At 38.6% G+C, this 25,403-nt stretch carries 25 protein-coding genes; 16 read left to right on the top strand and 9 right to left on the bottom strand.

The features are described 5' to 3' along the window. The first annotated feature begins 2 nt into the window (after nucleotides 1-2). The 3 genes from J4N25_RS14710 to J4N25_RS14700 are packed head-to-tail and all read left to right on the top strand — an operon-like array spanning nucleotide 3 to nucleotide 4,215. Nucleotides 3-1,028 (top strand): NAD(P)-dependent oxidoreductase, encoded by a 1,026-nt coding sequence (locus tag J4N25_RS14710; protein ID WP_207420427.1) that lies wholly within the window; start codon nucleotides 3-5, stop codon nucleotides 1,026-1,028. After that, nucleotides 1,028-2,374: an oxygen-independent coproporphyrinogen III oxidase gene (hemN, locus tag J4N25_RS14705; protein ID WP_207420426.1), complete on the top strand. Its 1,347-nt coding sequence runs from the start codon at nucleotides 1,028-1,030 to the stop codon at nucleotides 2,372-2,374. The genes J4N25_RS14710 and hemN overlap by 1 nt, the downstream gene beginning before the upstream one ends. 50 nt (nucleotides 2,375-2,424) lie before the next feature. Next, nucleotides 2,425-4,215, top strand: coding sequence for a hypothetical protein (locus J4N25_RS14700; protein ID WP_207420425.1), 1,791 nt, complete (start codon nucleotides 2,425-2,427; stop codon nucleotides 4,213-4,215). 47 nt (nucleotides 4,216-4,262) lie between these two features. On the opposite strand, the gene J4N25_RS14695 is transcribed toward J4N25_RS14700, so the two are convergent. The 4 genes from J4N25_RS14695 to J4N25_RS14680 all read right to left on the bottom strand — a co-directional run bounded on the left by J4N25_RS14695 (nucleotide 4,263) and on the right by J4N25_RS14680 (nucleotide 8,428). Further along, entirely contained in the window at nucleotides 4,263-4,973 is a 711-nt protein-coding gene (locus tag J4N25_RS14695; protein ID WP_207420424.1) for a phosphatase PAP2 family protein, read from the bottom strand. Nucleotides 4,974-5,036: 63 nt separating this feature from the next. Further along, the gene (locus J4N25_RS14690; RefSeq protein ID WP_207420423.1) at nucleotides 5,037-5,765 is read right to left on the bottom strand and encodes an FRG domain-containing protein; all 729 of its coding nucleotides are present in this window, start codon (nucleotides 5,763-5,765) and stop codon (nucleotides 5,037-5,039) included. A 56-nt stretch (nucleotides 5,766-5,821) separates the two neighbouring features. Next, the gene (locus tag J4N25_RS14685) at nucleotides 5,822-7,477 is read right to left on the bottom strand and encodes a L,D-transpeptidase family protein (RefSeq protein WP_207420422.1); all 1,656 of its coding nucleotides are present in this window, start codon (nucleotides 7,475-7,477) and stop codon (nucleotides 5,822-5,824) included. A gap of 291 nt (nucleotides 7,478-7,768) precedes the next feature. Beyond that, the gene (locus tag J4N25_RS14680; RefSeq protein ID WP_207421598.1) at nucleotides 7,769-8,428 is read right to left on the bottom strand and encodes a heme exporter protein CcmB; all 660 of its coding nucleotides are present in this window, start codon (nucleotides 8,426-8,428) and stop codon (nucleotides 7,769-7,771) included. A gap of 161 nt (nucleotides 8,429-8,589) precedes the next feature. Between J4N25_RS14680 and J4N25_RS14675 the strand changes: the two genes are divergently transcribed. Beyond that, entirely contained in the window at nucleotides 8,590-9,108 is a 519-nt protein-coding gene (locus tag J4N25_RS14675) for a DUF4142 domain-containing protein (protein WP_207420421.1), read from the top strand. Between the two features lie 52 nt (nucleotides 9,109-9,160). Here J4N25_RS14675 and gldC read toward each other — a convergent pair whose 3' ends face one another. From gldC to J4N25_RS14660, 3 genes are all read right to left on the bottom strand, one after another. Beyond that, nucleotides 9,161-9,496 (bottom strand): gliding motility protein GldC, encoded by a 336-nt coding sequence (gene gldC, locus J4N25_RS14670; protein WP_207420420.1) that lies wholly within the window; start codon nucleotides 9,494-9,496, stop codon nucleotides 9,161-9,163. A 120-nt stretch (nucleotides 9,497-9,616) separates the two neighbouring features. Further along, nucleotides 9,617-9,868, bottom strand: coding sequence for a hypothetical protein (locus tag J4N25_RS14665; protein WP_207420419.1), 252 nt, complete (start codon nucleotides 9,866-9,868; stop codon nucleotides 9,617-9,619). 6 nt (nucleotides 9,869-9,874) lie between these two features. Next, entirely contained in the window at nucleotides 9,875-11,260 is a 1,386-nt protein-coding gene (locus J4N25_RS14660) for a DEAD/DEAH box helicase (protein WP_207420418.1), read from the bottom strand. A gap of 288 nt (nucleotides 11,261-11,548) precedes the next feature. Here J4N25_RS14660 and hisG point away from each other — a divergent pair, with 288 nt between their 5' ends. From hisG to J4N25_RS14615, 9 genes are all read left to right on the top strand, one after another. Beyond that, nucleotides 11,549-12,400, top strand: coding sequence for an ATP phosphoribosyltransferase (hisG, locus tag J4N25_RS14655; protein WP_207420417.1), 852 nt, complete (start codon nucleotides 11,549-11,551; stop codon nucleotides 12,398-12,400). A gap of 59 nt (nucleotides 12,401-12,459) precedes the next feature. Further along, nucleotides 12,460-13,755 (top strand): histidinol dehydrogenase, encoded by a 1,296-nt coding sequence (hisD, locus tag J4N25_RS14650; protein WP_207420416.1) that lies wholly within the window; start codon nucleotides 12,460-12,462, stop codon nucleotides 13,753-13,755. 10 nt (nucleotides 13,756-13,765) lie between these two features. Then, nucleotides 13,766-14,818: a histidinol-phosphate transaminase gene (gene hisC / locus J4N25_RS14645; RefSeq protein ID WP_207420415.1), complete on the top strand. Its 1,053-nt coding sequence runs from the start codon at nucleotides 13,766-13,768 to the stop codon at nucleotides 14,816-14,818. A gap of 1 nt (nucleotide 14,819) precedes the next feature. After that, nucleotides 14,820-15,962, top strand: a complete 1,143-nt coding sequence (gene hisB, locus J4N25_RS14640) for a bifunctional histidinol-phosphatase/imidazoleglycerol-phosphate dehydratase HisB (protein WP_207421597.1) — start codon at nucleotides 14,820-14,822, stop codon at nucleotides 15,960-15,962. An 86-nt stretch (nucleotides 15,963-16,048) separates the two neighbouring features. Then, nucleotides 16,049-16,684 (top strand): imidazole glycerol phosphate synthase subunit HisH, encoded by a 636-nt coding sequence (gene hisH / locus J4N25_RS14635; RefSeq protein ID WP_207420414.1) that lies wholly within the window; start codon nucleotides 16,049-16,051, stop codon nucleotides 16,682-16,684. A 59-nt stretch (nucleotides 16,685-16,743) separates the two neighbouring features. Beyond that, complete coding sequence (locus J4N25_RS14630; protein WP_207420413.1) at nucleotides 16,744-17,493, top strand: 1-(5-phosphoribosyl)-5-[(5-phosphoribosylamino)methylideneamino]imidazole-4-carboxamide isomerase; 750 nt, start codon at nucleotides 16,744-16,746, stop codon at nucleotides 17,491-17,493. A gap of 415 nt (nucleotides 17,494-17,908) precedes the next feature. Beyond that, nucleotides 17,909-18,700, top strand: a complete 792-nt coding sequence (gene hisF / locus J4N25_RS14625) for an imidazole glycerol phosphate synthase subunit HisF (protein WP_207420412.1) — start codon at nucleotides 17,909-17,911, stop codon at nucleotides 18,698-18,700. Next, entirely contained in the window at nucleotides 18,700-19,287 is a 588-nt protein-coding gene (gene hisIE / locus J4N25_RS14620) for a bifunctional phosphoribosyl-AMP cyclohydrolase/phosphoribosyl-ATP diphosphatase HisIE (RefSeq protein WP_207420411.1), read from the top strand. The genes hisF and hisIE overlap by 1 nt, the downstream gene beginning before the upstream one ends. 151 nt (nucleotides 19,288-19,438) lie before the next feature. Continuing rightward, entirely contained in the window at nucleotides 19,439-20,350 is a 912-nt protein-coding gene (locus tag J4N25_RS14615) for a WD40 repeat domain-containing protein (RefSeq protein WP_207420410.1), read from the top strand. On the opposite strand, the gene J4N25_RS14610 is transcribed toward J4N25_RS14615, so the two are convergent. Continuing rightward, the gene (locus J4N25_RS14610) at nucleotides 20,351-20,716 is read right to left on the bottom strand and encodes a hypothetical protein (RefSeq protein WP_207420409.1); all 366 of its coding nucleotides are present in this window, start codon (nucleotides 20,714-20,716) and stop codon (nucleotides 20,351-20,353) included. Nucleotides 20,717-20,778: 62 nt separating this feature from the next. Beyond that, the gene (locus J4N25_RS14605; protein ID WP_207420408.1) at nucleotides 20,779-21,564 is read right to left on the bottom strand and encodes a C40 family peptidase; all 786 of its coding nucleotides are present in this window, start codon (nucleotides 21,562-21,564) and stop codon (nucleotides 20,779-20,781) included. Between the two features lie 77 nt (nucleotides 21,565-21,641). On the opposite strand from J4N25_RS14605, the gene J4N25_RS14600 reads away from it, so the two are divergent. The 3 genes from J4N25_RS14600 to J4N25_RS14590 all read left to right on the top strand — a co-directional run bounded on the left by J4N25_RS14600 (nucleotide 21,642) and on the right by J4N25_RS14590 (nucleotide 25,252). Next, nucleotides 21,642-22,118: a universal stress protein gene (locus tag J4N25_RS14600; RefSeq protein WP_207420407.1), complete on the top strand. Its 477-nt coding sequence runs from the start codon at nucleotides 21,642-21,644 to the stop codon at nucleotides 22,116-22,118. Nucleotides 22,119-22,454: 336 nt separating this feature from the next. Continuing rightward, nucleotides 22,455-23,105 carry an HAD family hydrolase gene (locus J4N25_RS14595; protein WP_207420406.1) on the top strand — a complete coding sequence of 217 codons (651 nt, stop codon included), beginning with the start codon at nucleotides 22,455-22,457 and terminating at the stop codon, nucleotides 23,103-23,105. 95 nt (nucleotides 23,106-23,200) lie between these two features. Then, nucleotides 23,201-25,252 carry a dipeptidyl-peptidase 3 family protein gene (locus tag J4N25_RS14590; RefSeq protein ID WP_207420405.1) on the top strand — a complete coding sequence of 684 codons (2,052 nt, stop codon included), beginning with the start codon at nucleotides 23,201-23,203 and terminating at the stop codon, nucleotides 25,250-25,252. Nucleotides 25,253-25,403 lie beyond the last annotated feature (151 nt).

Below are 25,403 nucleotides of genomic sequence, written 5' to 3'. Positions count from 1 at the left end.
GAATGAAAGCGGTCGCATACAGCATAAAAAACTGTGAAAAAGAGCTTTTAATTAAGGCTAATCAGAAAAAGCACGATATAACTTTAATATCCAATCGGTTAACAACTGATACAGCAGCTTACGCAGACGGGAAAGATGCTGTATTAGTGTTTCCCGGTGATAGCTTACCTGCTTCTATCCTTCAGGAACTAAAAAGAAGAGGTGTCAAGTATATAGCAACCCGCTCAACGGGTACTGATCATATTGATTTGACAGAAGCCGTTCGACTAGGCTTGAAAATAGCTAACGTCCCCTCCTATTCACCCGAGTCGGTTGCAGAACATGCAATCACTTTGATTCTCGCACTTTCCCGAAATATCATTGTATCTCAAAACCAGATGCACGATCATGATTTTAGTCTCAATAACCTTGTAGGAAATACGATCAAGGGAAAAGTTGTGGGTATCGTAGGTTTTGGGGGCACGGGAAAAGCTCTGGGGAAAATTTTAAGTGGCTTTGGAGCTAAGGTCCTTGTAAATGATATTCTGGAACAAGTAGATTGTGGTTCTGTAGGTGCTACCCAAGTGTCGCTAAACGAGCTTTACGATAAATGTGATATCATCTCCTATCATATTCCCTTGAACGAGTATACTCACCATCTTGTTGACTCTGATAGTATAAAGAAAATGAAGGATGGTGTTATGCTAATAAATGTTAGTCGCGGCGCAGTTTTTAATACCCAGGATGTGTATGAAGCTCTGCTGAGAGGTAAGGTTAGTAAGTTAGGTATGGATGTTTATGAATTTGAACAAAATGTTTTCTTTTTCAACCATAGAAAAAAACCTATACAAGATTCATTACTGCAATCTCTAATACAGAACCAGCGGATTCTCTTAACACCTCATCAGGCTTTTCTAACTGAGGAGGCTTTGAAGATAATTGCTGAAAAGACCATTTCAAGTATGGATTTATGGGAGGCTGGCAAGTGCGCCGGTAATGCATGTTGCTGTGGAGATGCTTGTATTGAAAATAATCTGGCTATTGCATAATGAATACATTAATATCAAAATATAACGTAGCAGCACCTAGATACACCAGTTATCCCACTGTTCCTTTATGGGAGGAGGAGCAGTGGAGTATAGCTGGCTGGATTGACACGGTCAGGAAAGCGATGAACGAGAGTTCTGCTGCGGGTATAAGCTTATACATTCATCTTCCCTACTGTGAGAGTTTGTGTACGTACTGTGGTTGTAATACTCGGATCACGAGGAACCATACTGTTGAAAAGCCTTATATCGAGTCTGTCCTAAAAGAGTGGCAGATGTATAAAGAAGTAATAGGAACAAAACCCCGGATCAGAGAAATTCATCTTGGCGGTGGTACTCCAACGTTTTTTAGTCCGGAGAATCTGAAATTCCTGATGGAAGGCCTTTTAGAAGGCACTACGCTTGCCTCAGAAACGAGTTTCTCTTTTGAGGGGCATCCTGCTAATACTAGTTATGATCATTTAAAAGCTCTTTATCAGGCAGGTTTCAGAAGAGTAAGTCTTGGAATCCAAGATTTTGATCCTGTTGTTCAAGAGATCATTAATAGAAAGCAGAGTTATGAACAGGTTAGGAAGGTAACAATTGATGCCCGGACCCTAGGTTATACCTCAATCAATTATGATTTAATCTACGGACTGCCTTTGCAGAAGCTAAGCAGTATAGAGGATACAGTTGAAAAAGTGATCTCGCTTATGCCAGACCGTATTGCTTTTTACAGTTATGCACATGTTCCCTGGGTGAAACCAGGTCAAAGAAGATTTACAGAGGCTGATCTTCCACAAGATGAAGAGAAACGAGCTCTTTACGAAAAAGGTAGGGAGATGCTCCTGAATAAAGGTTATTATGATATTGGGATGGACCATTTTTCTCTTGATTCTGATAATTTGTACATCGCATCAAAGAATCAAAAGCTGCATCGGAACTTTATGGGCTACACCGATCAGTACACTCAATTGTCAATTGGACTTGGTGTTTCCTCTATCAGTGATAGTTGGTACGGCTTTTCGCAAAACGTAAAGCAGGTAGAGCAATACCATGAGTTAATCAGCAAAGGTTCTTTCCCTTTAATTAAAGGGCATATCCTCACAGAGGAGGATCTGGTTTTCAGGAAGCATATTCTTGACCTTATGTGCATGGGTTATACAGATTGTGAATGGCTTTCTCCTGAATTTGCGCCAGTAAGGGAACGCCTTGTACCCCTTGAAAGTGATGGATTGGTTGTGGTAAAAGAAGGGCGGGTTCAAATAACTGTAGTGGGAAAAGCCTTTCTTAGGAACATATGTATGGCTTTTGATATTAGGTTATGGCAAAAGAAACCAGAATCACAATTATTTAGTAAGGCCATTTAGGATTATACAACTAGCAAAAATATTTAATACAAACACTTAACGACTTTGTTATGGGTCATAGCTTTCATATTCCCGTTTTAGGATTAGGATTTTCCGTAGACACACCACTTAAGGTGGCAAGGTATGGGATTTCTTCAGTAGCGTCAATCGTTGATGATGACATGATTGAACGAATGAGAGAATTTCATTCGAAACAAAATAATATCGAGTATCATCCGATAAGAAAAATAGAGTCAGACCATCGGGCAAAACGAATAAAAGCCTATTTGAACCTTATCAACTTCCTCATTGATGAGCAACACTCTGAGATAAAACAGGAGGCTTTTGCAGAGGGTGCCGACATTTGCCGTTATTTCGAACTTCTTCCTGAATCTTCTCAAGAGCAGCAAATTTACAGGCAGATGCTGGGTGAAAGAAATCCGCAGAAGAAAGCTGAACTTCAGGAAACCCTGAGGACTTTCATTAAAAAGGGAGATGCTGAGGTGAACATTATGGTTAAAGTAGATAAGGTGAACCTCGGTAAAGATGGTTTTCCATTGGGAGATAAATTTACTGATGCCCTCGCTGCTTTACGTGGTTTTGCCGAGAGTGAATTGAATACCTCGGTAGTTCTGTCTGCTGGTATGAATCCTAAGTTATACACTTATTTAAGTGAATTTGATGATTTCTTTCCTAATGGCGACGAGCCGGCGAGGAAGAAAGTGATCCTAAAGGTAAGCGATTTCCGATCAGCGTTAATACAAGCAAAGTTTCTGGCGAAAAAAGGATTATGGGTGCACGAGTTCAGGATTGAATCTGGCTTAAACTGTGGTGGTCACGCTTTTGCAACAGAAGGCTATCTCCTTGGTCCAATACTAGAGGAGTTTAAGGCAAAAAGGACGTCGATGCTGGAGGATCTATATGGAATTTTTAAAAACGCTATTACCACAAAAACCGGTAATGTGCCATCGCAGCCTTTAACGAGATTTACGGTTCAAGGGGGCATTGGAACAAAATCAGAAGACCAGTTTTTGATAAACTACTATAATCTTGATGGCACAGGTTGGGGAAGCCCATTCCTGTTGGTTCCTGAGGTAACTAATGTCGACAGGGATACACTAAATCTTTTGAAAGATGCAGGGGAAAAGGATTTTTACATTAGTGCAGCCTCTCCCCTTGGTGTACCTTTTAATAACTTCAGTAAAAGTACAGCGGAGGCACTTCGGCTGGAGCGTATAGCTAAAGGGAGGCCAGGCAGTCCTTGTACAAAAAAATTTCTTGTTTCAAATACCGAATTCACAAGTGATCCTATTTGTACCGCATCAAGGGAATATCAGAAATTAAAGTTGGAGGAGCTTGAAAGACTTGACTTACCCGAAGCTGAATATAAGCGGAAATTCAATAACATTACAGAAAAGCTATGTCTGTGCGTCGGTCTATGTACCTCTGCTATTTTAAAAAATGATATGCTTAAGCCCCGAGAGAACCGGGCGGTAGCAATTTGTCCTGGGCCGAATACCGCTTATTTTAATGATATATATACTCTTAACGAATTAGTTGGACATATTTATGGCAAAACAGATCTTTTAGATGGTGTTGAAAGGCCTAATCTATTCATAAAGGAACTGCAACTGTATATTGATTATTTTAAAAGGGACATAGAAAATAATGAGGGGAACCTGAATGATAAAAAGCTTAAACAACTTGAAAATTTTAAAGCTGAACTACTAAGAGGTATAGATTATTATCAACAACTGCTACCAGAAATCACTTTTTCGGAGCAAAAGCAGATGGAATTAGAATTAAGTAATTACCGAAATCAGCTAGAGGCATTAAGTGTAAGTCAGATCGCGGAATTGTAATTATATAATGGTAATACTGGTAGAATGGACTGCCAGTATTATCTTTTTTAAGCCTCCACCTTTTCTACAACCTTGTTCAGTTCCTTTTTACTAAAAAGTTCAATTTTTCTTAATATCGAGATAGAGATCATTAGCCAAATAGTTCCTGCGAAGAAACCTGCAATCACATCACTTGCGTAATGTACTCTCAAATAAACTCTGCTAAGGCCTATAGTTAAGATTATCAGGATCAAAATAGATATTAGAACGATCTTTAATGCAGTATTTTTAACATTTCGATAAATATAATAGATAATAAGCCCAAAAAAGGTAACGCTGCTCATGGCATGACCACTAGGAAAGCTTAAGCCCCTTGCCGGTTCTAGCAAAGGCGTTAACGGCCTTGATCTGTTAAACCACAATTTGAGTAAGGACATAACAGTTACACTACTTAAGGCAATACTCGCTATTTTAATTGAATACCACTTGTGCCTTCGGATAAGCAAAAAGTATAGCGTTAATAATACGTTTGCTATCACCAAGCTTTGATAATTTCCAAGAGTGGTAAAGAAAAGCATTATGCGAGTGGTTGAATCACTAATATAGGTGTCTAAAAATTGAAAGGCTGCGGTATCAAAATCGTTTTTGTTGTTAGAAAGCACATAATAAGCAATAGCAAGGAATGTTAATACGAGGCATACAAAAATCAAAGCTGCCAGAAGGGCTTCTGCTGTAAATAGCATCACTGCGGCTAATATCCTGCGATAAACTTTCTTCAATGTAATATTCAAGTCTCTATAATGTTGTAACTATATAACCAATTACAGGCTCATCGTCATTGATCATTCGAAATATCGCCATTGTAAATGGGCACACAGACCTTCCAACTCCGGGAAAATAGTGAATGCATTAATACCCAGAGTGTTGAGATCCTCTTTGATTTCCTTGGAATTGGATATAGGAATTTTTAGTTTAAGTAACTTATTAGAAAAGATATCTGTTTTATCTAATTCACATTTATTCTCAACTTCATGTGAAGGCTGTATTGAAAATACGCCGGATTGATTGTTTATCCTTTGCTTTATTATCCTAGGTCTGAAGATTCTTGTTTTTTCAATTAGAAAGGGATGATGTCCTTCAACCTTAAATTCGTAATCATCAGACAGTGGCATAAGAACCCAGACAATTGAATATCCAGTAGAATTCCTGTGTACAGGGTTTTCATTGGTAGCGAACCATAGAGCTGTCAACGCATTATGTGACCAGTCAAGTAACCGGGTTGGGAGGCCGAAGTGCTGTCCTAATGTCAAATAGTCCCAATCGTCGTAGGGTCTGTGCGCTTCAATCAGTAATGGATTAGTGCGTTTAAATTCTTCTAATAATAACCTTTCAATGGTAAGGAGATCACCAAGAGGCCTTAACCTCCCTATTTTAGGGATCAGTGGTAAATCTCCCGTCTGACCCCTAAATACAAAGTCTTCTACATTCCCGTTTGCATTTGCCTTCCTTTTATACGCTTTAATGACATTCAGGTATTCCGTCACATTTTCTATTTCTTCTTCACCTATCATTTCTCAATAAGGAAAGTCTTTTTAAGATGTTTGTGTTATAAATACCTGTTTACGCTTTAGAGTTTGCTGAAATACATAGAAGAAAGTTTCTGATCGTGCTGATAAATATCGTCGTAAAAGCTAACTCGTCCTTTTTCATCAGCTGCAGCTGTAAAGTATACCAGGTAAACTGGCAGTTTCTGCTTTAACGGTACAAACTTTTCTTTCCTTGTGCTAATGTGCTGCATAATTGACGACCGATCATAACCGACGTTCTTAAGCAGATAAGCGGCAAGGTCAAGTGGTCTTTCCACCCTAACGCATCCATGGCTAAATCCTCTTTTTGTCTGGCTGAACAATTCGTCGTGTGGAGTGTCATGCAAATACACATCGTTTTCATTTGGGAATATGAATTTAACGTCTCCCAGATCGTTTTTAGGTCCGGGGCGTCTTCTTACGATGTACTTAAATCCTGCTTGTCCAGCCATTGACCAGTCTACTGAAGATGGATCAACCCTTGCGCCTTTGGCTGTAACAACCTCCATGTCCATACGTTCAAGAAAGCCAGGGTCGGCCATTGCTTTAGGCGCAATTTCATTTTTAAGAATTCCTGAAGGGATGTTCCAGTATGGTGAAAGTACAACATACTCCATCTTATCACTAAATATAGGTGTCTCATGCATTGACTTACCTACTATCACTTTCATATCCATTACCTGTCTTGCTTTTTCAAACACACGGAGCTTGTATTCAGGGATATTTACGATGATGTAATCTTGCTCAAAGCTCTTTGGTATCCATCTCCAACGCTCCATGTTAATAATTATCTGCTTGATCTGATTTTGGACAGGGATATTAAGTTTAGCAATTGTTGCCGGACCAAGCCCTCCATCAGGCTTAAGACCATTATATTCCTGAAATCTCTTTAGAGCAGTAGACAAATTAGCGTCATATACATTACTATTAGAATTAACGGTGTCTGTATTATCATTAAACTCTGCAAGCCTTTTACGAAGCAAGGGGACAACAGGAGAAGCTTCCCCCAATTTAACTTTTGATCCTGTTGGAATATTTGGCCAACCTCCTTTTGCCTGTACTTCCCGGTATCGGGCGAGGGCTTTCTTCAAATTAGTATATTGAGGGTGCAGGGGACTAAAATCAGCATAAGGATATTTGCTCTCCCGTTCCCCTAGTATTGTCATCAATGCTTTATGAAGTTTGATCTTATTGCGTTTAACATCCCATTCCATCTCAGGGTTCCTTTTCGGAATGATTAAGCCCCTGTAGTAATCGGATGCCCAGTTGAAATAGGTTGCTGATAGTCCCAAATCAATTTCTTTTTCTAACTCTTTAAGTTTAGTGGAGTCTTTCTTAGCCTCTTTAAGTGCCTTGAACTTTTCGTCAAAATTAATAATTTGATAGTCTTTGGGATCGAGCCCTTCTTCCGCTGCTTTAGCGACTACCTGGAGCATTTTTTCTGCTTGGGGTACTATTTCATGGTCTTTAAACCATCCTAATTTGAATCCCCTCTCCCGATAGAAATTTTTAGCAAATACTAATTCATCTTTAAATGCAGGTTCTGATTGCATGAAATTAGTTATATATACACTGTCCACTAAGGGCTGTGCGCCTATTTTCGCGGTTTTGCCACATCCCGCCAGGGTTAAAGAAATAATACAGGATGATAAGAAGGTATAGTAAATAGCAGTAAATAAATGAGTATTTTTTCTCATGGTTTATATCATAAGTGTTAACTGTATAAATCAAAAATCAATCCACAGCCTAAACTGCCTTAAATAAGAGTTCCAACATGGTTTAAATGGGAGTAATGTATAGTAAAATGGACGGATTTTGAAATGGTTGAAAAACCAAAAGGTTTAGAAATTGTTTAACCAATAAAAGCATTCATGAAAGAACACCCGGAATTAGATAGTATTCGAAAAGGTATTCGAGATTCCTTTTTTGTTCTATTACTTGCAGCCCTGAGCCTTTATCTTATGTATAGTTTCTACTATGCTTAATTTTTAATCTTTCCAGAGATAGGGAAACAGTATCAGTGATGCGGTCCCTACCACAATGTTGATAGCTATGAGAACGGCGATCTCATCTAAACTAACTTCGCGCTGCAAACCATCCATTGCATTTTTTGATAATTTAATTAAAAGCATCAGTAATGGTATAATAACTGGAAAGCTTAAAATTGCCATTAAAGCACCACTATTGTTTGCTTTTGAAGCGATACCGGAGATCATGGTGAAAACAGAGGCAAAGCTTACACTCCCGATAAAAACAGACAAAAGATAGAAAAGCAAATCGCCGATCTGGTTCTCAAAAACAATTGAATAAAATCCAATGGCGAGAGCTGCCAACACTAACATCAGTAGTACATTGTATATTATTTTTGAAAGAATTACAGCCTTTGCGCTAGTAATACTGTAATAATATAACTGCCGGCCCTTACTCTCCTGTAGAAAACTCTTCGCAATTGCATTAACAGAAGCAAACAACATTATTATCCAAAACAAAGCATTCCATGTTATCGGATCGACCTTTTTAAAAGATAGAAAGCAAACAAATATTGTAGATACCAAGTAAAGCAGGATGCCGTTCAACGCGTATTTTGACCGCCACTCCAGAAGTATTTCTTTTCTCACTAAAAATTTAACTTGCGAAAATGTGTTCATGGAGTTGCAAAGATAGTTTTTAGGCTTGTTAAAAATTAAAGCCATTATAGTTGGGTAAAAAATTAAATAAAGGGTAAAATACCCTATTTTCCTTTTAGAAGAACTGCTTGATTTAGACCGTGTTTACCAGCCAGGTAACATTAAACTTTAATTTCTACACTATGAAAACATTCAGAATTATTGGACTAATTTTAATTGGAGCATGTACAATACAAGCTTGCGACAAAGACGACATTGATGAAGGGGATGAGACTGAATTTGTCTCCAAAGCTGCTAGCAGTAACATGTTTGAAATAGAGTCAGGCAAACTGGCTGCATCTGCGGCTAAGGGAGCGAGAGCTGAAGTAAAAAATTATGGCAATATGATGATTGCAGATCATACTGCCGCAACTATTGAGCTACAGGCTGTTGCTGAGCAAAACGGAATCGCAATGCCTACTAGCATGAATGAGGAGCACAGAGCGATGTATAATGATTTAAATGCGCGTTCTGGTGCGGACTTCGATCGTGTGTACGCACAAATGATGGTAGACTCCCATCAGAGAACTGTAAACCTTTTTGAAGAAGCCGCAGATGATCTGGATGATCCTGAAATTAAGAAATTCGCTCAAGACAAAATTCCTGTATTAAAAATGCATTTGGATCACGCCGTTACACTAAAGAACACCGTCAATCCTTAGCATATTGCTATTTTTTCGGAGAACGGGGATTCTACATCCCCGTTTTTATTTTTTAACTCTGCTGAGTGATCTCCATTTTTTCTGCAAAATGGGCGCAGTAATCACGTAAATCCTCTACTATATTCTTCTCTCCTGTTGCTCTTAAAAAGCTGTCGCCCATTGTTTGAAGAGTCTCGTAGAAAAATCTTTTCATCTCATCCACTGGCATGTCTTTCGTCCACAGGTCAATCCGTAAGGAGTTCTTATAGTTATGATCCCACAGAGCTAACATCATCGACTTAACTGGAAGAGCTTCTTTGTTTTCGCCGTCAGTAGATTCCCATGTTATGTTCTCAGGAACGTTATTATCATCCAGTTCTATCGTAAGTTTTATTTCTGCTTTCTTCATTATTTGAATTGATTACATTGATCTATTTTGGGTGGCTGCACCTACACTGATTCGGTCACAAAGATGTTAAAAGCTTTATCTACAATCAAAATGATTAATTGAATAATGATGTTCTTATGATTATAGAATAAAACCAACCAGTGCTGCAGAGACTACAACACATAATGATTCTATAAGCCAAAGTTTCTTTGTGTCGGCGATAATAGCTCTGAGAATTATATCAGCTACAACAATGAAAATTAATATTACAAGATGCCAATAGCTGAAGCCTGCGTTCAGGCTTTTTGCACTCGTTTTATTTATGCTCAGTAAGTTAACGCCAAAATGTCCCAGTAATACTGCGAATACGAGGTTGAAGGGTGTAACTTTCATGGAACCTTATCTTTTTCCCCGTTTGTTTCCCTGAAAGGATCCCTTACTGAGGGCTTTTTTTGCTGCCGCGGTCCTTTCTTTAAAGCTCTCTTTAGACTCCTTTTGCGACTTACCAGACTTATTGTTCTTATTGTCTTTAGTGTTTGATGCTTTTTTGTCGTGGAACGCACCTTTAAACTCTGGATTCTCTTTTCGTTTTTGAATATCAATTTCCTTGGCGATCTCCTGTCGCTCGTTGTAAGGAGTTTCTTCAACAAAAACAGCTTCGGGAATCTTTTCAACAGGAATATCCTGTCTGATTAGTTTCTCAATTTTCTTAACGTAATAAGTTTCCGCCGGATTGCAGAAAGTTATAGCCGTCCCAGTATTATATGCCCGCCCAGTTCTTCCAATACGGTGTACGTAATCCTCAATGACAATAGGAACATCAAAATTAATAACATGACTTACATTAGTAACGTCGAGGCCTCGAGCTGCAACATCGGTAGCTACAAGTATCCGAACCTCTCCTTCTTTAAAAGCATTGATAGAATTTATTCGTGTATTTTGGCCCTTATTAGCGTGAATAACCCTTACGTTGTTATCGCCATAACGGCGCTCCAAAAAACTGAATATATTATCTGCAACATTCTTCGTCTTACAAAAAATAATAAGCCGATGGAATTCTTCATCGTTTTTCAATAAGTGCTGAAGCAGGTTCAGTTTTGTCTTTAAATTAGGAACGTTGTATAGTATCTGAGTTACTGTCTGAGCTGGTGTGGCCTGTGGTGCAACTTCAATTACTGTTGGAAATTTTAAAAAGTCTCCAGCTATTTTGTGGACCAGCTCTCCCATTGTCGCAGAAAATAATAAGTTCTGTCGCTTCCTTGGTACTACCTCTAAAATACGGTGGATTGAACCAATGAAACCCATATCCATCATTTTATCAGCTTCATCCATTACCAGGAACTGGAGGTATTTGGTATTTATATTACCTGCAAGATAAAGGTCAAGGAAGCGTCCGGGTGTAGCTACTATAATATCACATCCTTTCTCTAACTCCGCTATTTGGGTTTTAGGTCCTAAACCTCCGTACAGCACGACGGTTCTCAGGTCAGTGTATTTCGCGAAGAGTTTAATATTCTCTTCTATCTGCATTGCAAGCTCTCTTGTTGGAGCAATGATTAAAGCTCTTGGATCAACTCCTTGAGCGTATTTCAGTTTCATTAACATTGGTAAAACGTAAGCAGCCGTTTTACCGGTCCCGGTTTGAGCAATTCCCATAATGTCTTGTCCGGACAAAATTGGGACTATAGCTTTTTCCTGAATTGGCGTTGGTTGTGTGTAGCCAGCATCCTCAATAGCATTAAGTATTTGCCGGTTTAATTTAAAATCTTCGAAAGTCTGCGCCATAGGGCAAAGATAGAGCTATTTATTTAAGGATAGATTTAAAGAATTATTCTGTGAGAAGATGCCCAGTGTACTGTTAAAGGTGCTTTTTTGAATTTTGGCTTTTTAATTTTGATTTTTCTATATATTTGCGGCTCCCTGTTAATCAGGATATCAACAAAATGAAACACGTTTTCACACATCACATGCACTTCCATCATCGCCAGTAGGCGATAGATTGAATTTGTATGTTTCTACGTGAAGCATGTTTACCCCGAATATATTGTTGAACTGATTATAAAATTTTAAACATTGAAAACACTCAAAATTGCTATCCAGAAGTCGGGTAGGTTAAACGAAAAATCTGTTGAGCTTCTTAAAAACTGCGGTTTAAATTTCGAAAACTACAAAAGCTCTTTAATTTCCCCGGTTTCCAATTTTCCTTTAGAGATCCTTTTCCTTCGTGATGACGATATTCCGGAGTATGTTCAGGACGGGATTGCTGATCTTGGTATTGTTGGTGAAAATGTAATTTGCGAAACCGAGGTTGACGTAGCCTACTTACAGCGACTTGGATTTGGGAAGTGCTCTTTGAAGCTTGCTGTTCCTAACCAGGCTAATTATCAAAGCCTGAGTGATTTAAATGGAAAAGCAATTGCTACCTCATACCCTTCTATTCTGAAGAAGTTCTTAGCAGATAATAATATTCAATCTGAAATACGTACCATTTCTGGTTCTGTTGAAATTTCCCCGGGTTTGGGTTTAAGTGATGCAATTTGTGATCTTGTTTCGACCGGAGGTACTTTAAAAAGTAATGGGTTAAAAGCTTTCGGTGACGTTTTACACTCCGAAGCTGTATTAATTGGACGAAAAGGGGAAGAAAATGATCCACTTATTATAGAATTAATCCAGCGGATTCAATCCGTTTTGAGAGCTAAGGAAACAAAGTATGTGGTACTTAATGTAGAGAAAGCTCATTTGGATGAGATCAAAGCTCTTCTTCCTGGTATCAAGAGCCCAACTGTTGTTCCTTTAGCTGAAGAAGGATGGGTGGCTGTACATACGGTGATTCCTGAAAAAGATTTTTGGGGAAAGATCAGTCAGTTAAAAGCGGCCGGAGCCCAGGGAATTGTGGTAATGCCAATTGAAAAGATAATAATTTAAAGGCTGCTGAGGTAGCTTATACGTTCAAAAGTTCCTCCTTTGGGGGATGAGGTATAAAGATGCTTAAGACTTATAAGTACAAAGAATTAGGTACAGCTGAGATAGAAGCACTCGTTTCAAGAAATGCGGATGAAAGCAATGTGATAGGCGAACGGGTCGAATCAATAATTTCAGAAGTAAAACTAAAGGGAGACACCGCACTTTTAAGCTTTGCAGAAGCTTTCGATAAAGTAAAACTTACATCTCTATTTTTAAATAAGGAGCAGATTAGAGAGATAGCTTCTACAATTGCGGAAGAGCAGAGGCTTGCAATAGAAACGGCGTTCCAGAATATCTACAAGTTTCACCAAACGCAGCTTAAGCAAGAAGACAAGGTAGAAACGATGCCTGGTGTAACCTGCTGGCGGGAATTGAGGCCAATCGAAAAAGTTGGTTTGTATATTCCCGGTGGTACAGCCGTTCTTCCAAGCACATTTCTAATGTTGGGAATTCCTGCAAAAATTGCCGGATGCAAGGAAATAGTAGTATGCTCACCTCCTCAAAAGGACGGCTCTATCAATTGCTATGTCGCCTATGTCGCGAAATTGCTTGAGATCGACAGGATTTATCTTGCAGGCGGAGCTCAGGCTGTTGCTGCCATGGCTTACGGAACAGAGAGTATCCCTAAAGTAGATAAGATCTTTGGTCCGGGAAATCAATATGTGACTAAAGCTAAAACTATCATTCAATCTACAACACAAACCGCTATTGATATGCCGGCCGGGCCATCAGAGGTGCTTGTGATAGCGGATGATACTTCTAACCCTGTTTATGTTGCGGCCGATCTTTTAGCTCAGGCTGAACATGGAGTAGATTCCCAATCCGTTCTTGTAGCAACTTCTCCCTTTATTATATCTGAAACAATTAAGGAATTAGGAGCTCAACTTCAGGTATTGCCAAGGAGAGAAATTGCAGCAAAGGCAATTGAAAATTCGTATGCAGTACTGGCAGAAAGCCTCGAAGTTGCCATGAGTTTTAGTAACGTCTATGCTCCTGAACACTTAATTCTTGCTACCGAAAACTGGTCATCTATAACCAACTTAATTAGTAACGCAGGTTCTGTATTTCTTGGAAACCTTACACCAGAGAGCGCGGGAGATTACGCTTCCGGTACAAACCATACGCTTCCCACAAGCGCTTATGCTCGGTCTTACTCCGGTGTCTCAGTCGATTCTTTTGTTAAGAAAGTCACCTTCCAGCATATTACCCCGCAGGGAATTCAAAACATAGGAACAGCTGTGGAAGTGCTTGCGGAATTAGAAGGGCTTCAGGCTCATAAGAATGCGGTAACAGTTAGAAAAGTTGGACTTAGCTAAATTTGACACAATGGAATTTAATCTTAACACTCTTTTAAGAGAGAATATAAAAAACTTAGTACCCTACTCTTCCGCAAGGGATGAGTTTAAGGGCGAAGCATCAGTTTTTCTTGATGCCAATGAAAACAGCTACGGCTCTCCTATCAAGGACCAATACAATCGTTACCCGGACCCGCTCCAGTGGAAGGTTAAAAAAAGAATTAGTGAGATTAAGGGTGTGCCTCCTCAAAATATTTTTTTAGGTAACGGTAGTGACGAAGCAATTGATATCCTGTTCAGGGCTTTTTGTCGTCCGGGAGTTGATAATGTTATCACCGTTCCTCCTACTTATGGAATGTATGAGGTGTCTGCTAATATCAACGATATTGCCATTAAGAAGGTGCCGTTAACGATTGATTACCAGCTTAATTTAGATGGGATAGCTGAAGCAATAGATGAGAATACTAAGCTGATCTTCATCTGCTCGCCTAACAATCCCACGGCTAATTCAATCAATCGAGAGGATATAGAAACTGTTCTTGCTAATTTTACTGGGATCGTGGTTATCGATGAGGCATACATCAATTATTCCCGTCAAAAAACTTTTATCCAGGAACTCACTGAATACAGTAATCTTGTGGTTCTTCAAACCCTCTCGAAAGCATGGGGACTTGCGGCCCTACGTGTAGGTATGGCTTTTGCAAGCGAGGAGATCATAGAGGTATTTAACAAGGTAAAGCCCCCATACAACATAAATGAAGCTTCACAGATTATAGCTCTCGAAGCTTTACAAAACATAGACCAGGTTAATGGCTGGATAAAGGATACAATTAAAGAACGGGAAGATCTTGTAAAAGAGTTACTCAAGCTTCCTTTCGTACTAAAGGTTTTCCCTTCAGATGCAAACTTTATTCTGGCTAAAACTACTGATGCTAAAAGTATTTACAACTTTCTTGTGAGTAAGGGTATTATTGTTCGTGATCGTTCTAAGGTAGAACTTTGTGAAGGAAGTTTAAGAATCACAGTTGGTACACCAGCTGAAAACCAAACTCTAATTGAAACTCTTAAAACATATCACTCCTAATATGAGCGCCCGTAAAGTACTTTTCATTGACCGTGACGGAACATTATGCCTTGAACCGGAAGACTACCAGGTAGATTCATTTGAGAAATTGAAATTCTATCCTGCAGCCTTCAAGTACATGACGAAAATTGCCGAAGAACTGGATTTTGATCTTGTAATGGTGACCAATCAGGATGGTCTCGGTACAGATTCGCATCCAGAGGAAAATTTTTGGCCCGTTCATAATTTTATAATTGAGTCGTTTGAAGCTGAAGGAGTTTCTTTTAAAGAGGTTATTATTGATAAAACATTCGCTCATGAGAATGCCCCTACCCGTAAACCCGGAACTGCTCTTTTAACTCATTATTTCGAATCTGAAAAATACGACGTCGCCAACTCTTTCGTGATTGGAGATAGAATTACAGATGTAGCTCTTGCAAAAAATTTAGGCTGTAAAGCGATTTGGCTCAAGCAAAATCCCGACTTAGGTTCTGATGAGATCAGGGAGCAGGCAACCGAATTGAAACCTTACATTGCTTTGGATACCACACTATGGAAAGACGTTTATGAGTTTTTGAAAGTTGGAAAAAGAGAAATTGAACATCGTAGAACGACTAAAGAGACTGATATCTTTATTAAATTAAACTTAGACGGTAAGGGTAATGCAAAGATTTCTACAGGTTTGCATTTCTTTGACCATATGCTAGATCAAATAGCCCGTCATGGCAGTATAGATCTGGAAATTGAAGCAAAGGGCGACTTGCACATAGACGAGCACCATACGATCGAGGATACTGGAATAGCTCTTGGTGAGGCTCTGGCTCAAGCTTTAGGCGATAAAAGGGGAATCGAACGCTATGGCTTCTGTCTGCCAATGGATGACTGCTTAGCACAGGTGGCAATTGATTTCGGAGGACGTAATTGGATCGTATGGGACGCAGAATTTAAAAGAGAGAAAATTGGGGAAATGCCTACAGAGATGTTTTTTCATTTTTTCAAGTCCTTTAGCGATGCCTCAAGAAGCAATTTGAATATTAAGGCTGAAGGTCAGAATGAACATCATAAAATAGAAGCTATATTTAAAGCCTTTGCAAAGGCAATTAAAGTTGCGGTTAAACGTGATGTGAACAATATGCAACTGCCAAGTACAAAGGGTCTTTTGTAGTTAAGGGGACGCATTCCTCAAGGAACGTAAGTTCTAATATTAATTGGGAAGAAAGTAGCTAGATGTATAGCTGTAAAGATTAAATCATGAGTGACGATATTAAAATTGATTCCGGAAATGCTCAAGTAGGTATCGTTAATTACGGGGCAGGCAATATTTTTTCACTTACTGCAGCTCTAGAGCGTCAAAACATCTCTTATGAGATGATTAACTCGGTAGATGAATTTGAAAGGTATGAACGGATCATAATTCCGGGGGTTGGTCATGCCGGAGCTGCCATGAAGAAGCTTCAGGAAAGTGGAATGGTCGAAAAGATAAAGAATACTAAAAAGCCTGTCCTAGGGATCTGTGTAGGAATGCAGCTATTGACTGATCATTCTGAGGAGGGCGATGCGCAACTATTAGGGATAGCCCCTTTAAAAACACGTCATTTTTTAGAAAACCTAAAACTAAAGGTTCCTCACATGGGTTGGAATAAGGTTAATGGGGAGCTTGATAATGAGTTGTTTAAGGATATTCCTAGTGGAACTTACTTTTATTATGTACATTCCTATTTTATTGAATTTAATCCTACTTTTACAATCGCATCTACGGAGTACGGGTTAAAGTACTCTGCAGCCTTAAAGAATGGAAATTTTTATGGAGTTCAATTTCATCCCGAAAAGTCGGGATTAGCTGGCGAGCAATTATTAAAAAACTTTGCCTCAATTAAAGTCCATTAGTATAAAAAGTATTTTTTCGGTCTGTACGACCATTTAAATAAAAAGCAAAACGTTAAACTATGTATATTATTCCGGCCATTGATATTTTGGACAAAAAAGTTGTCCGTTTGCGTGAAGGAAACTACAGTGAAGCTACATTTTACGATGTAACTTTAGAGGAGATGATAGAAAAGTACCAGTCGAACGGTACAGAATATGTGCACATTATTGATTTGAACGGCGCAAAAGGTGATTTTTCGAACCAGGAATATCTTTTCGATATCATCAAGAAAACTGAGATGAAAGTTCAGTATGGTGGTGGAGTAAGAAGTATAGAGAAAGTTAAGGAGTTGCTGGATGCTGGTATTCATCGCGTTATTGTTGGTACTCAGGCTATAACAAATCCTGATTTTCTTCCTCAATTAAGTGAGCAGGTATGTGGTAAAGAAAAGCTGTCAGACCAGATTGTGGTAGCTATTGACGTATTAGATGAGGTCATTAAGTATTCTGGTTGGATGGAAAGTTCTCCAATCAAACTAATGGATTACGTTGACCGTTGTTTAAACCTTGGATTTTTCCGTTTTCTTTGTACTGATATAAATAAAGATGGAAAGCTTGGCGGTGCAGGTGTTGAACTTTATACAAAATTGTTAGACCACTCTCCTTTTATCAAACTGATTGCTTCGGGTGGTATTAGCTCGATGGACGATATTAAAGGCCTGCAGGATATTAAAGTTGAGGCATGTGTGGTTGGTAAAGCAATTTATGAAGGCAGGATTACTGTAGAACAAGTTAAGGACTGGAATTTAAAAAGCCTGATTTCTTTTTAAAATTTTACGGGGCCTCATCTCCGTAAAGGTGGAATTCCTGACTATTGCTTTATTAAAAAAGCCAAAATTGTTTCAAGTAGCATCTGGGTTAATTTTTCAGATAGCTAACGAGTTAAGAGAGAGTTCGACTTATTCGGAAATGTTACTTCACGAAATTTGAAGGGGAATCAACCAATTAGGGTACAAGTTTAGAAGACAGCATTTAATAAGGCTTTATATTGAAAATTTTTTTACTGTCATTGTGTTCATTACAAGATATTGAAACCGAAAGTTCTTATTACCTGGAGCCAGAAGTTATAAATACTATAAAGGGCAACCAATTTTACTTGACTCTTTCAGAAGTAAGCTAATTCGTTCTATCAATGACCAACTATTTAGAAATTTAGATTCTGTTTTGACCACCATACATTCCGCTATGCATACTCCCTCTTTAGGGGGCCGCGGGGCCGGAAGCCTCGCTAAAAGAATTATCCCTTGTCTTGACGTAAAAGAAGGCCGGACTGTTAAGGGCGTTAATTTCGTTGATCTTCGCGACGCTGGTGATCCTGTTGAACTCGCGTATCAATATTCAAAACAAGGTGCTGATGAACTAGTGTTTCTGGATATTACTGCCACTCACGAGCGTCGGAAGACTATGGTTGAACTTGTGAAAGCTGTGGCACGGCAGGTTAATATTCCCTTTACCATTGGTGGCGGTATTAATGAGATATCTGACGCTGAAATTCTTCTGCATTCTGGTGCCGATAAAATCTCTATTAATTCTGCAGCAGTAAGAAATCCTGGACTTATTAACCAATTAGCCGCGGCATTCGGAAGGCAATTTGTGGTTGTGGCAATTGATACTAAATTTGTAGATGGCAGAAACCTTGTACACTTAAACGGTGGACGTATAGCTACCGAATTTCAGACTGAACAATGGATTAAAGAGGCTGAGGAACGCGGAGCAGGGGAAATACTTTTAACTTCTATGGACCATGATGGAACCAAGGGGGGATTTGATAATGGACTTTTGAAAAAGGTAAACGATACTCTATCTATTCCTCTTATAGCATCAGGAGGCGCAGGAAATGTTCAGCATTTTATTGATGTTTTTCAACATACTGATGTAGATGCAGCTCTTGCAGCATCAGTTTTCCATTACGGGGAAATCCTTATACCTTCGCTTAAAGAAGAATTAAAGAAACATCAAATTGAAGTAAGATTATAATGAATATAGATTTCTCAAAATCAGGCGGATTAGTTCCGGTAGTAATTCAGGATGAGAATACACTGGAAGTGTTGATGCTTGGTTATATGAATGAAGAGGCTTTTAAGAAAACTGAGGCCGAAGGAAAAGTGACCTTTTTCTCCCGAACGAAGAACCGCTTGTGGACAAAAGGCGAAGAGAGCGGGAATTTCCTTAATGTTAAATCAATTAGTATCGACTGTGATAACGATACGCTGCTGATCAAGGTGGAACCGGTTGGGCCCACCTGTCACACTGGCTCCCGTAGTTGCTTCAAAACTGACTATAATCAAAACTTCATCTTTCAGCTTGAAGGAATTATTAAAGACAGATTCGAAAACCCTGTAGAAAGTTCTTATATTAATAAACTTAGACACAAGGGTTTGAACAAGATTGCACAGAAGGTTGGAGAAGAAGGAGTTGAAACAGTTATCGCTGCCTTGGCCCAAACTGAGGAGGATTTGATTAACGAAGCCTCGGACCTTGTTTTTCATCTTCTAGTTTTATTAAAGGAGAAGAACCTTACTCTCGAAACAATCGCCAAAAATCTGGAGAGCAGACATAAATAATTGTCCTAGGGAGGACAGCAGAAAGCTGTTTTTTTATGGGTATTACCAAATTTTAGCCCGAATACGGGCTTTTGTTTTATTAATGCAATTTATGGAAGCGACCTAATGCTATCCAGTTAAATTGAATTTTTAATTCTAATTTTGAAGCTCTATGATTGAAGTAAATAGATTAGCGTTATTAACCGGTCATCAAAATCCAATTTACGCCCTTGAGCCCTCTTTGAAACCTGGCCTTTTTTTTACCGCAGGTAACGATAAAGGGATTGTTGAATGGAGCTCGAAAAAGCAAGAGTTCCTTAAAGTTTTGATGCCAGTGAACAGTTCCGTTTATTCACTTCATGCGCTTTCTTTCGCCCCAATTTTGGCATCAGGTGAAAGAAGTGGACGAATAAACCTATTTGACTTCGTTGACCAAAGGGTTAAAGCAAGTTTAAATCACCATAACAAACCTGTTTTTGCTCTATCCTCAGTTGAGCGAAAAAGAGAGTTGCTTGCAACTTCCGAAGATGGTACAGTTTCGATTATAGATCCCGCAAATGCTGACCTGATTTACAAATTTGAGGTTTCAAAAGAAACAGTTAGATGTTTGGCTATTAGTCCTGATGAAAAGTTAGTTGCATTCGGATCGAAAGATAATGTCATTAGGATATTTGATGTTGAAGATTATTCATTAGTCGCTGAGTTGCGCGATCATACTATGCCTGTGACATCCTTACAATTTTCGCCGGATGGTCTTAAACTCCTTTCTGGAAGCCGGGATGCGCAGCTGAAGATCTGGAACGTTAATGATTTCTCCATCCTTGAAACTATCCCTGCGCATTTATTTGCAATCTACGATATAAAGTATCATCCAAACCTTCCCTATTTTGCTACTGCCAGCCAAGACAAAAGTATTAAGATATGGGATTCAGAAACCTATAAGTTAAAAAAGATCATTAGTAGGGAAAAAGGTTTTGAAAGTCACTCCCATTCTGTAAATAAAATATTTTGGGAACGAGAAACTTTCAATTTGATCTCTGTCGGAGATGACAAAAATGTAATAATTTGGGGTGTAGAATTTTAATTACCTGCTATTAGCTCTGTTGGGGAAGTAATAAAAGTATTCCTGCACATAATAATTTACATCAACCCCGTGGCTCTCCAGATATTTGATTCTATTTAAAAATGATTGTAGATTTATTGTTGGTAGTTTCATTGCGAGAAAACCCTGTCTTGCGCTTTCCAGTTGATACTCAATATTTTCAATAAACTCAGCCTTTCTTCTGCTAACTTTATCTGTAGTGTCTTGTAATTTCTCTAAAGTTGGCTTTGGCGTACGAAGTACAAAAATAGATTCCTTATTAGGGTCGAGCGGTTCAAGTTTGCCATACTGTGCAAAAGCGCAATTAACAAAAAAAAGCAGAAAAGATAATAGGGTTAGCTGTTTCATACGAATTACTTACACAAAAGTATAGAATAATCGTCAAAAAGTTATCCCCTAACTAAATTTGATCAAATTGTATATCTTTTTATAATGCGTAGTTTATGTGTGTGCTTTTTTAAGTCAAGACTATAAATTCCCTGGTCGTCAATCGGATCAATTTTTACCCTTCCAGATGCATGTATAATGTTGTTTTCATCTAGCATTATTCCTACATGAACAATCCTTCCCTCGTCATTGTCAAAAAAAGCAAGGTCGCCTGGTTTTACCTCTTGTAAAAAATTAACTACCAAACCTTGTTCTGCTTGTTGCCAGGCATCGCGACTTATCTGAATCCCTAACATCTTGTAAACTATTTGAGTGAATCCAGAACAATCAATGCCGAATAAGGTACGACCTCCCCATAAGTAAGGAGCATGAAGGAATAATGTTGCGAGAGGCCCTACGGCGCTAGGAAATTTAGTGGCACCACAGAACACTGGTTTTTCAATAAAGGAATAACGTTCTTCATTTATTGAAAATGTCCTGTCGAGGATATTATCCGGTATCGAACTCCCTGATGCAAGATAAATTACTTCACCAGTCGATAGTTTTTTTATACGATGTGCTATATCGAAGTTCAAGGTGAGAGATTCCTTATATTGCTTTAAATCATTCTCATCTATCCCCACATATTGTTTGCGATCTATCCAACCCTCATATTGGTCGTAACAAGTACGGATTCGAATCCATTTTTCTGTTTTTTCCAGAACTTCAAGGCAATCACCGAAAAGCAGCTGGGATAATATTTCGCTACGGTCTGTGGCTTCTGAGCGAATAGGTACAATGGATAAATTACAAATTCCAAATTCAGTCATATATACAAATCAACACAAAAATTAGCAAGATTATAAACTTTAAAAACTTAACTAAATCAATTAGTGTTTTTATGCTTATGAAAACTTTAAATGATGTACATAAAATACTGATAGCTGTCGAAGACAGCCTTTATTCTAGCCGAGCAGTCGATTACGGTTTTGATCTGGCTCAAAAATTAGGTGCGGAAGTTGGTCTTGTGCATGTGGATGAGCTTCCAGTAGCAACGCCGTATGTTGCTGATCCCTTAGTAACCGAACAACCCGTTATGATGCCCGAACTAATTAAGGTACAAGAGGAAACTAGCAAGAGGCTTCTTGACAGAATTGCTGACGAGAAAATGGGAAAAGCCCCCATATATACCTTCCCAAGGATCGGCAATACTCGAGATGAAATTCTAAGTGCTGCTGAAGAATGGAATGCTGATATGATAATTCTGGGAACGCACGGAAGAACCGGTTTTGATCATTTCATTTCGGGAAGTGTGGCTGAGAGTGTAGTTAGAAAGGCAAAATGTCCTGTTCTAGTGATTCCTAATAAAGAGTATGGCATTTGATACTATATTTTATAGTACACTTAATTACCCTGGGTAAATCGTATTGGATTTAGGATTGGGGCGTCCAAATACGTTTTGAAGATGTCTCAAAACCTTAAAAAGAGTTCTCCCCAAATCTTTTATATAAAGTGCCAGTAGGTGCAATTACCAAATACCTTAACCCATTCTATCTTAACTTTCACGAATATGCAGACATTACCAGAGATGTTTTAAAAGTACGGGGAGTAAATAGATATTTTAATTTTTTTATGAAATCCGGCAAAGATTGCTCAGGAGAAGAAGAAACAATTGCCTAAGCGACGATAAGTTAAAAAGCATTTTGTTTATACTTGCTTTATGTTAAAACCTGATAGTTTAATCTTTGATATGGATGGCACCTTATGGGATGCTCTCGATTTATATGTTGAATCCTGGAATAGCGGTTTAAAAGCTGAAGGAGTTAATACTCTGGTATCCCCAGAATTATTAAGCTCATTAATGGGCAAAGACTCAAGTGTAGTTCTAGACGCAATTCTGCCGGAATATTCAAAAGACGAGCAGCTTAGAATTTATAAAACGATCAATAAACACCGTGCTAACCTGGTTTCCACAAAAGGAGGCAGCTTATACGAGGGTGTTGTAGATGGTATAAAACAACTTGCTCAAAAGTATAAGCTCTTCATCGTTAGCAATTGTCCTGAAGGTATGATCCTTCTGTTTATGGAATGGGCAAAAATAAGTGAATACATAACTGATGAAATGGCATATGGCGTAAATAACAAGCCAAAACATCATAATATTAAGCTCCTGATAGAAAAGTACGATTTGAAAGCACCGGTATATATCGGTGATACTGAAGGGGACCAGCAAGAAAGTGAGTTAGCCGGTATTCCTTTTGTATTCTTTAGTTTTGGCTTCGGCAAGGTACAGAAACACGATCTTAAGTTCGATGATTTTAAAAGCTTTACAGACCACTTTATGAGTTTGGAGACTTCTTCGGTTTATTAGCCTCTTAATATAGTTTCGTTTTATTCATACTCGTAAACCCTTAAACCTTATTAATAATTTTTTTATTTTGCTATTTTTAATACACGATCATTAATATGAAGTTAAACTCTCTGGTACTATCAACCTTACTGTTTAGCAGTTTAGGTTATAGCTCTACGGTGTTGGGGCAAGCTCCAGGAAAGCACCCCACATTCGATGTGAATGCTGAGGCTTTTGCTGACCTCCAAATTTTGCGATATCAAGTTCCTGGTTTCGAAACATTATCCTTACAGCAGAAAAAATTGGCCTACTATCTTTACGAGGCAGGCCTCTCAGGTAGAGATATTATTTACGACCAAAAAGGTAAATACAATCTTCTGGTAAGGAAAACTATTGAGAATATTTACGGCACGTATAAAGGAGACAAGAAAACTGCCGATTGGCAAAAGTTTAAGACATATGCCGGAAGAGTATGGTTCAGTAACGGAATTTACCATCATTATGGGAATGAAAAGTTTTTGCCTGAGCATGACTTCTCTTATTTTACAAGACTGGTAAAAAATTCTGATCTAAAAAACTTTCCATTAAAGAAAGGCGAAAGTATCGACTCTTTTTTAAGCAGGATTAAACCTATCATATTTGATCCTAAATTTCAACCTAAAATGGTTGATCTCTCTCCTAATATTGATAATATTGTCGCCTCATCGAATAATTTTTATGAAGGCGTAACACAAAAAGAAGTAGAAGATTTCTACTCCAAGTTCGACAACAAGGGCAATGCTCCTTCATGGGGACTTAACTCAAAAACCCTGAAAGTTAATGGCAAGGTAACTGAGAAAGTTTGGAAAGTTGGAGGCATGTATAGTGCTGCGATTGAGAAAATTGTTGTCTGGTTGGAAAAGGCGGTTGCTGTTGCGGAGAATGCGCAACAAAAGGATGCCTTGCAAAAACTTATTAAATACTATAAAACTGGTGATCTGAAAGATTTTGATGATTACAACATTGCTTGGGTAAGAGACACGGCATCGAGATTAGATGTAGTGAACGGGTTTATTGAGGTATATAATGACGCCATTGGAAAAAAAGGAAGTTTTGAAAGTGTCGTTTCATTAAAAGACCTTGAAGCTACAAAAAGGATCAAAGCAATTGCAAACCAGGCGCAGTGGTTTGAGGATAACTCGCCGCTTATGCCTGAGCATAAAAAGAAAAAGGTAACAGGTATCACAGCAAAAGCAATTACAGTTATTGTTGAGAGTGGAGATGCTGCTCCCTCTACTCCTATTGGAATAAACCTTCCCAACGCCGATTGGCTAAGAAAGGAACATGGTTCTAAATCTGTTTCTCTAAGTAATATTATACATTCTTACAATGTAGCTTCCAGTAAAGGTGGTGGTACACTGGACGAGTTTGCTTATGGGGCCGAAGTGAAAGAAAGAATTAAAAAATACGGAGCTCTGTCGTCTGATCTTCATACTGATATGCACGAATGTATCGGCCATGCTTCCGGCCAAATAAATCAGGGAGTTGAAACGCCGGATAAAACACTTCGTAACTATTCATCTGCTCTGGAAGAGGCTCGTGCGGATCTTGTTGCTCTATATTACGTTATGGATCCAAAGCTTATCGAGATTGGCGTAATGCCCTCTTTAGATGTTGGGAAGGCTGAATATGATAGCTATATTATGAACGGTCTCATCACTCAGCTTACAAGATTAAAACCCGGAGATGACCTTCAGGAAGCACATATGCGCAACAGACAACTAAACGCGAATTGGGCTTACCAAATGGGTAAAAAAGATAACGTTATTGAATTTGTAAAGGAGAATGGAAAAACCTACACAAAAATCAATGATTATAGTAAGCTTAGAACACTCTTCGGTCAGTTGCTTAGAGAAATTCAGCGTATTAAGTCTGAAGGTGACTATGAAGGGGGAAAGAACCTTGTAGAAAACTACGGTGTTAAGGTAGATCAGGAACTCCTTAAAGAAGTTCTGGCCAGATATGCCAAACTTGATGCTAAACCATACAAAGGTTTTGTACAGGCCAAGCTAGTTCCTGTAGTAAAAAACAATACAATAACGGATGTTAAGGTGGTATACCCAACTTCATTTTATGATCAGATGATGGAGTATGCCAAGAAATATTCTTTTCTACCTGTAGAAAACTAATTTTTAATCAGGAGACTGGCCCTCTACACTATGAGGGGCAGTTCTCCGGATTTTCCTTTACTTTTCCCTAAACCTAAATCCTATTTTCGATTTTACAAGTTCCTGACTTCCTCTTTTCACGCAACATTTTTAAAACACTTATCTTTGCACA

The sequence above is a fragment of the Desertivirga brevis genome (assembly GCF_017355835.1).
Note: the sequence above shows the minus strand (reverse complement) of the source record. Positions and strands in the feature narration are given on the sequence as shown.

Bases quoted from the DNA above. Each gene is read 5' to 3' on its own strand.
- gldC (WP_207420420.1), bottom strand. From the start codon at position 9,496: ATGAAGAAAGCAGAAATAAAACTTACGATAGAACTGGATGATAATAAC.
- J4N25_RS14700 (WP_207420425.1), top strand. From the start codon at position 2,425: ATGGGTCATAGCTTTCATATTCCCGTTTTAGGATTAGGATTTTCCGTA.
- J4N25_RS14610 (WP_207420409.1), bottom strand. From the start codon at position 20,716: ATGAAACAGCTAACCCTATTATCTTTTCTGCTTTTTTTTGTTAATTGC.
- J4N25_RS14680 (WP_207421598.1), bottom strand. From the start codon at position 8,428: ATGAACACATTTTCGCAAGTTAAATTTTTAGTGAGAAAAGAAATACTT.
- J4N25_RS14595 (WP_207420406.1), top strand. From the start codon at position 22,455: ATGTTAAAACCTGATAGTTTAATCTTTGATATGGATGGCACCTTATGG.
- J4N25_RS14690 (WP_207420423.1), bottom strand. From the start codon at position 5,765: ATGATAGGTGAAGAAGAAATAGAAAATGTGACGGAATACCTGAATGTC.
- J4N25_RS14660 (WP_207420418.1), bottom strand. From the start codon at position 11,260: ATGGCGCAGACTTTCGAAGATTTTAAATTAAACCGGCAAATACTTAAT.
- J4N25_RS14675 (WP_207420421.1), top strand. From the start codon at position 8,590: ATGAAAACATTCAGAATTATTGGACTAATTTTAATTGGAGCATGTACA.
- hisF (WP_207420412.1), top strand. From the start codon at position 17,909: ATGCATACTCCCTCTTTAGGGGGCCGCGGGGCCGGAAGCCTCGCTAAA.
- hemN (WP_207420426.1), top strand. From the start codon at position 1,028: ATGAATACATTAATATCAAAATATAACGTAGCAGCACCTAGATACACC.
- hisD (WP_207420416.1), top strand. From the start codon at position 12,460: ATGCTTAAGACTTATAAGTACAAAGAATTAGGTACAGCTGAGATAGAA.
- J4N25_RS14605 (WP_207420408.1), bottom strand. From the start codon at position 21,564: ATGACTGAATTTGGAATTTGTAATTTATCCATTGTACCTATTCGCTCA.
- hisC (WP_207420415.1), top strand. From the start codon at position 13,766: ATGGAATTTAATCTTAACACTCTTTTAAGAGAGAATATAAAAAACTTA.
- hisB (WP_207421597.1), top strand. From the start codon at position 14,820: ATGAGCGCCCGTAAAGTACTTTTCATTGACCGTGACGGAACATTATGC.
- J4N25_RS14630 (WP_207420413.1), top strand. From the start codon at position 16,744: ATGTATATTATTCCGGCCATTGATATTTTGGACAAAAAAGTTGTCCGT.
- J4N25_RS14685 (WP_207420422.1), bottom strand. From the start codon at position 7,477: ATGAGAAAAAATACTCATTTATTTACTGCTATTTACTATACCTTCTTA.
- J4N25_RS14600 (WP_207420407.1), top strand. From the start codon at position 21,642: ATGAAAACTTTAAATGATGTACATAAAATACTGATAGCTGTCGAAGAC.
- hisH (WP_207420414.1), top strand. From the start codon at position 16,049: ATGAGTGACGATATTAAAATTGATTCCGGAAATGCTCAAGTAGGTATC.
- hisIE (WP_207420411.1), top strand. From the start codon at position 18,700: ATGAATATAGATTTCTCAAAATCAGGCGGATTAGTTCCGGTAGTAATT.
- J4N25_RS14710 (WP_207420427.1), top strand. From the start codon at position 3: ATGAAAGCGGTCGCATACAGCATAAAAAACTGTGAAAAAGAGCTTTTA.
- J4N25_RS14590 (WP_207420405.1), top strand. From the start codon at position 23,201: ATGAAGTTAAACTCTCTGGTACTATCAACCTTACTGTTTAGCAGTTTA.
- J4N25_RS14665 (WP_207420419.1), bottom strand. From the start codon at position 9,868: ATGAAAGTTACACCCTTCAACCTCGTATTCGCAGTATTACTGGGACAT.
- J4N25_RS14615 (WP_207420410.1), top strand. From the start codon at position 19,439: ATGATTGAAGTAAATAGATTAGCGTTATTAACCGGTCATCAAAATCCA.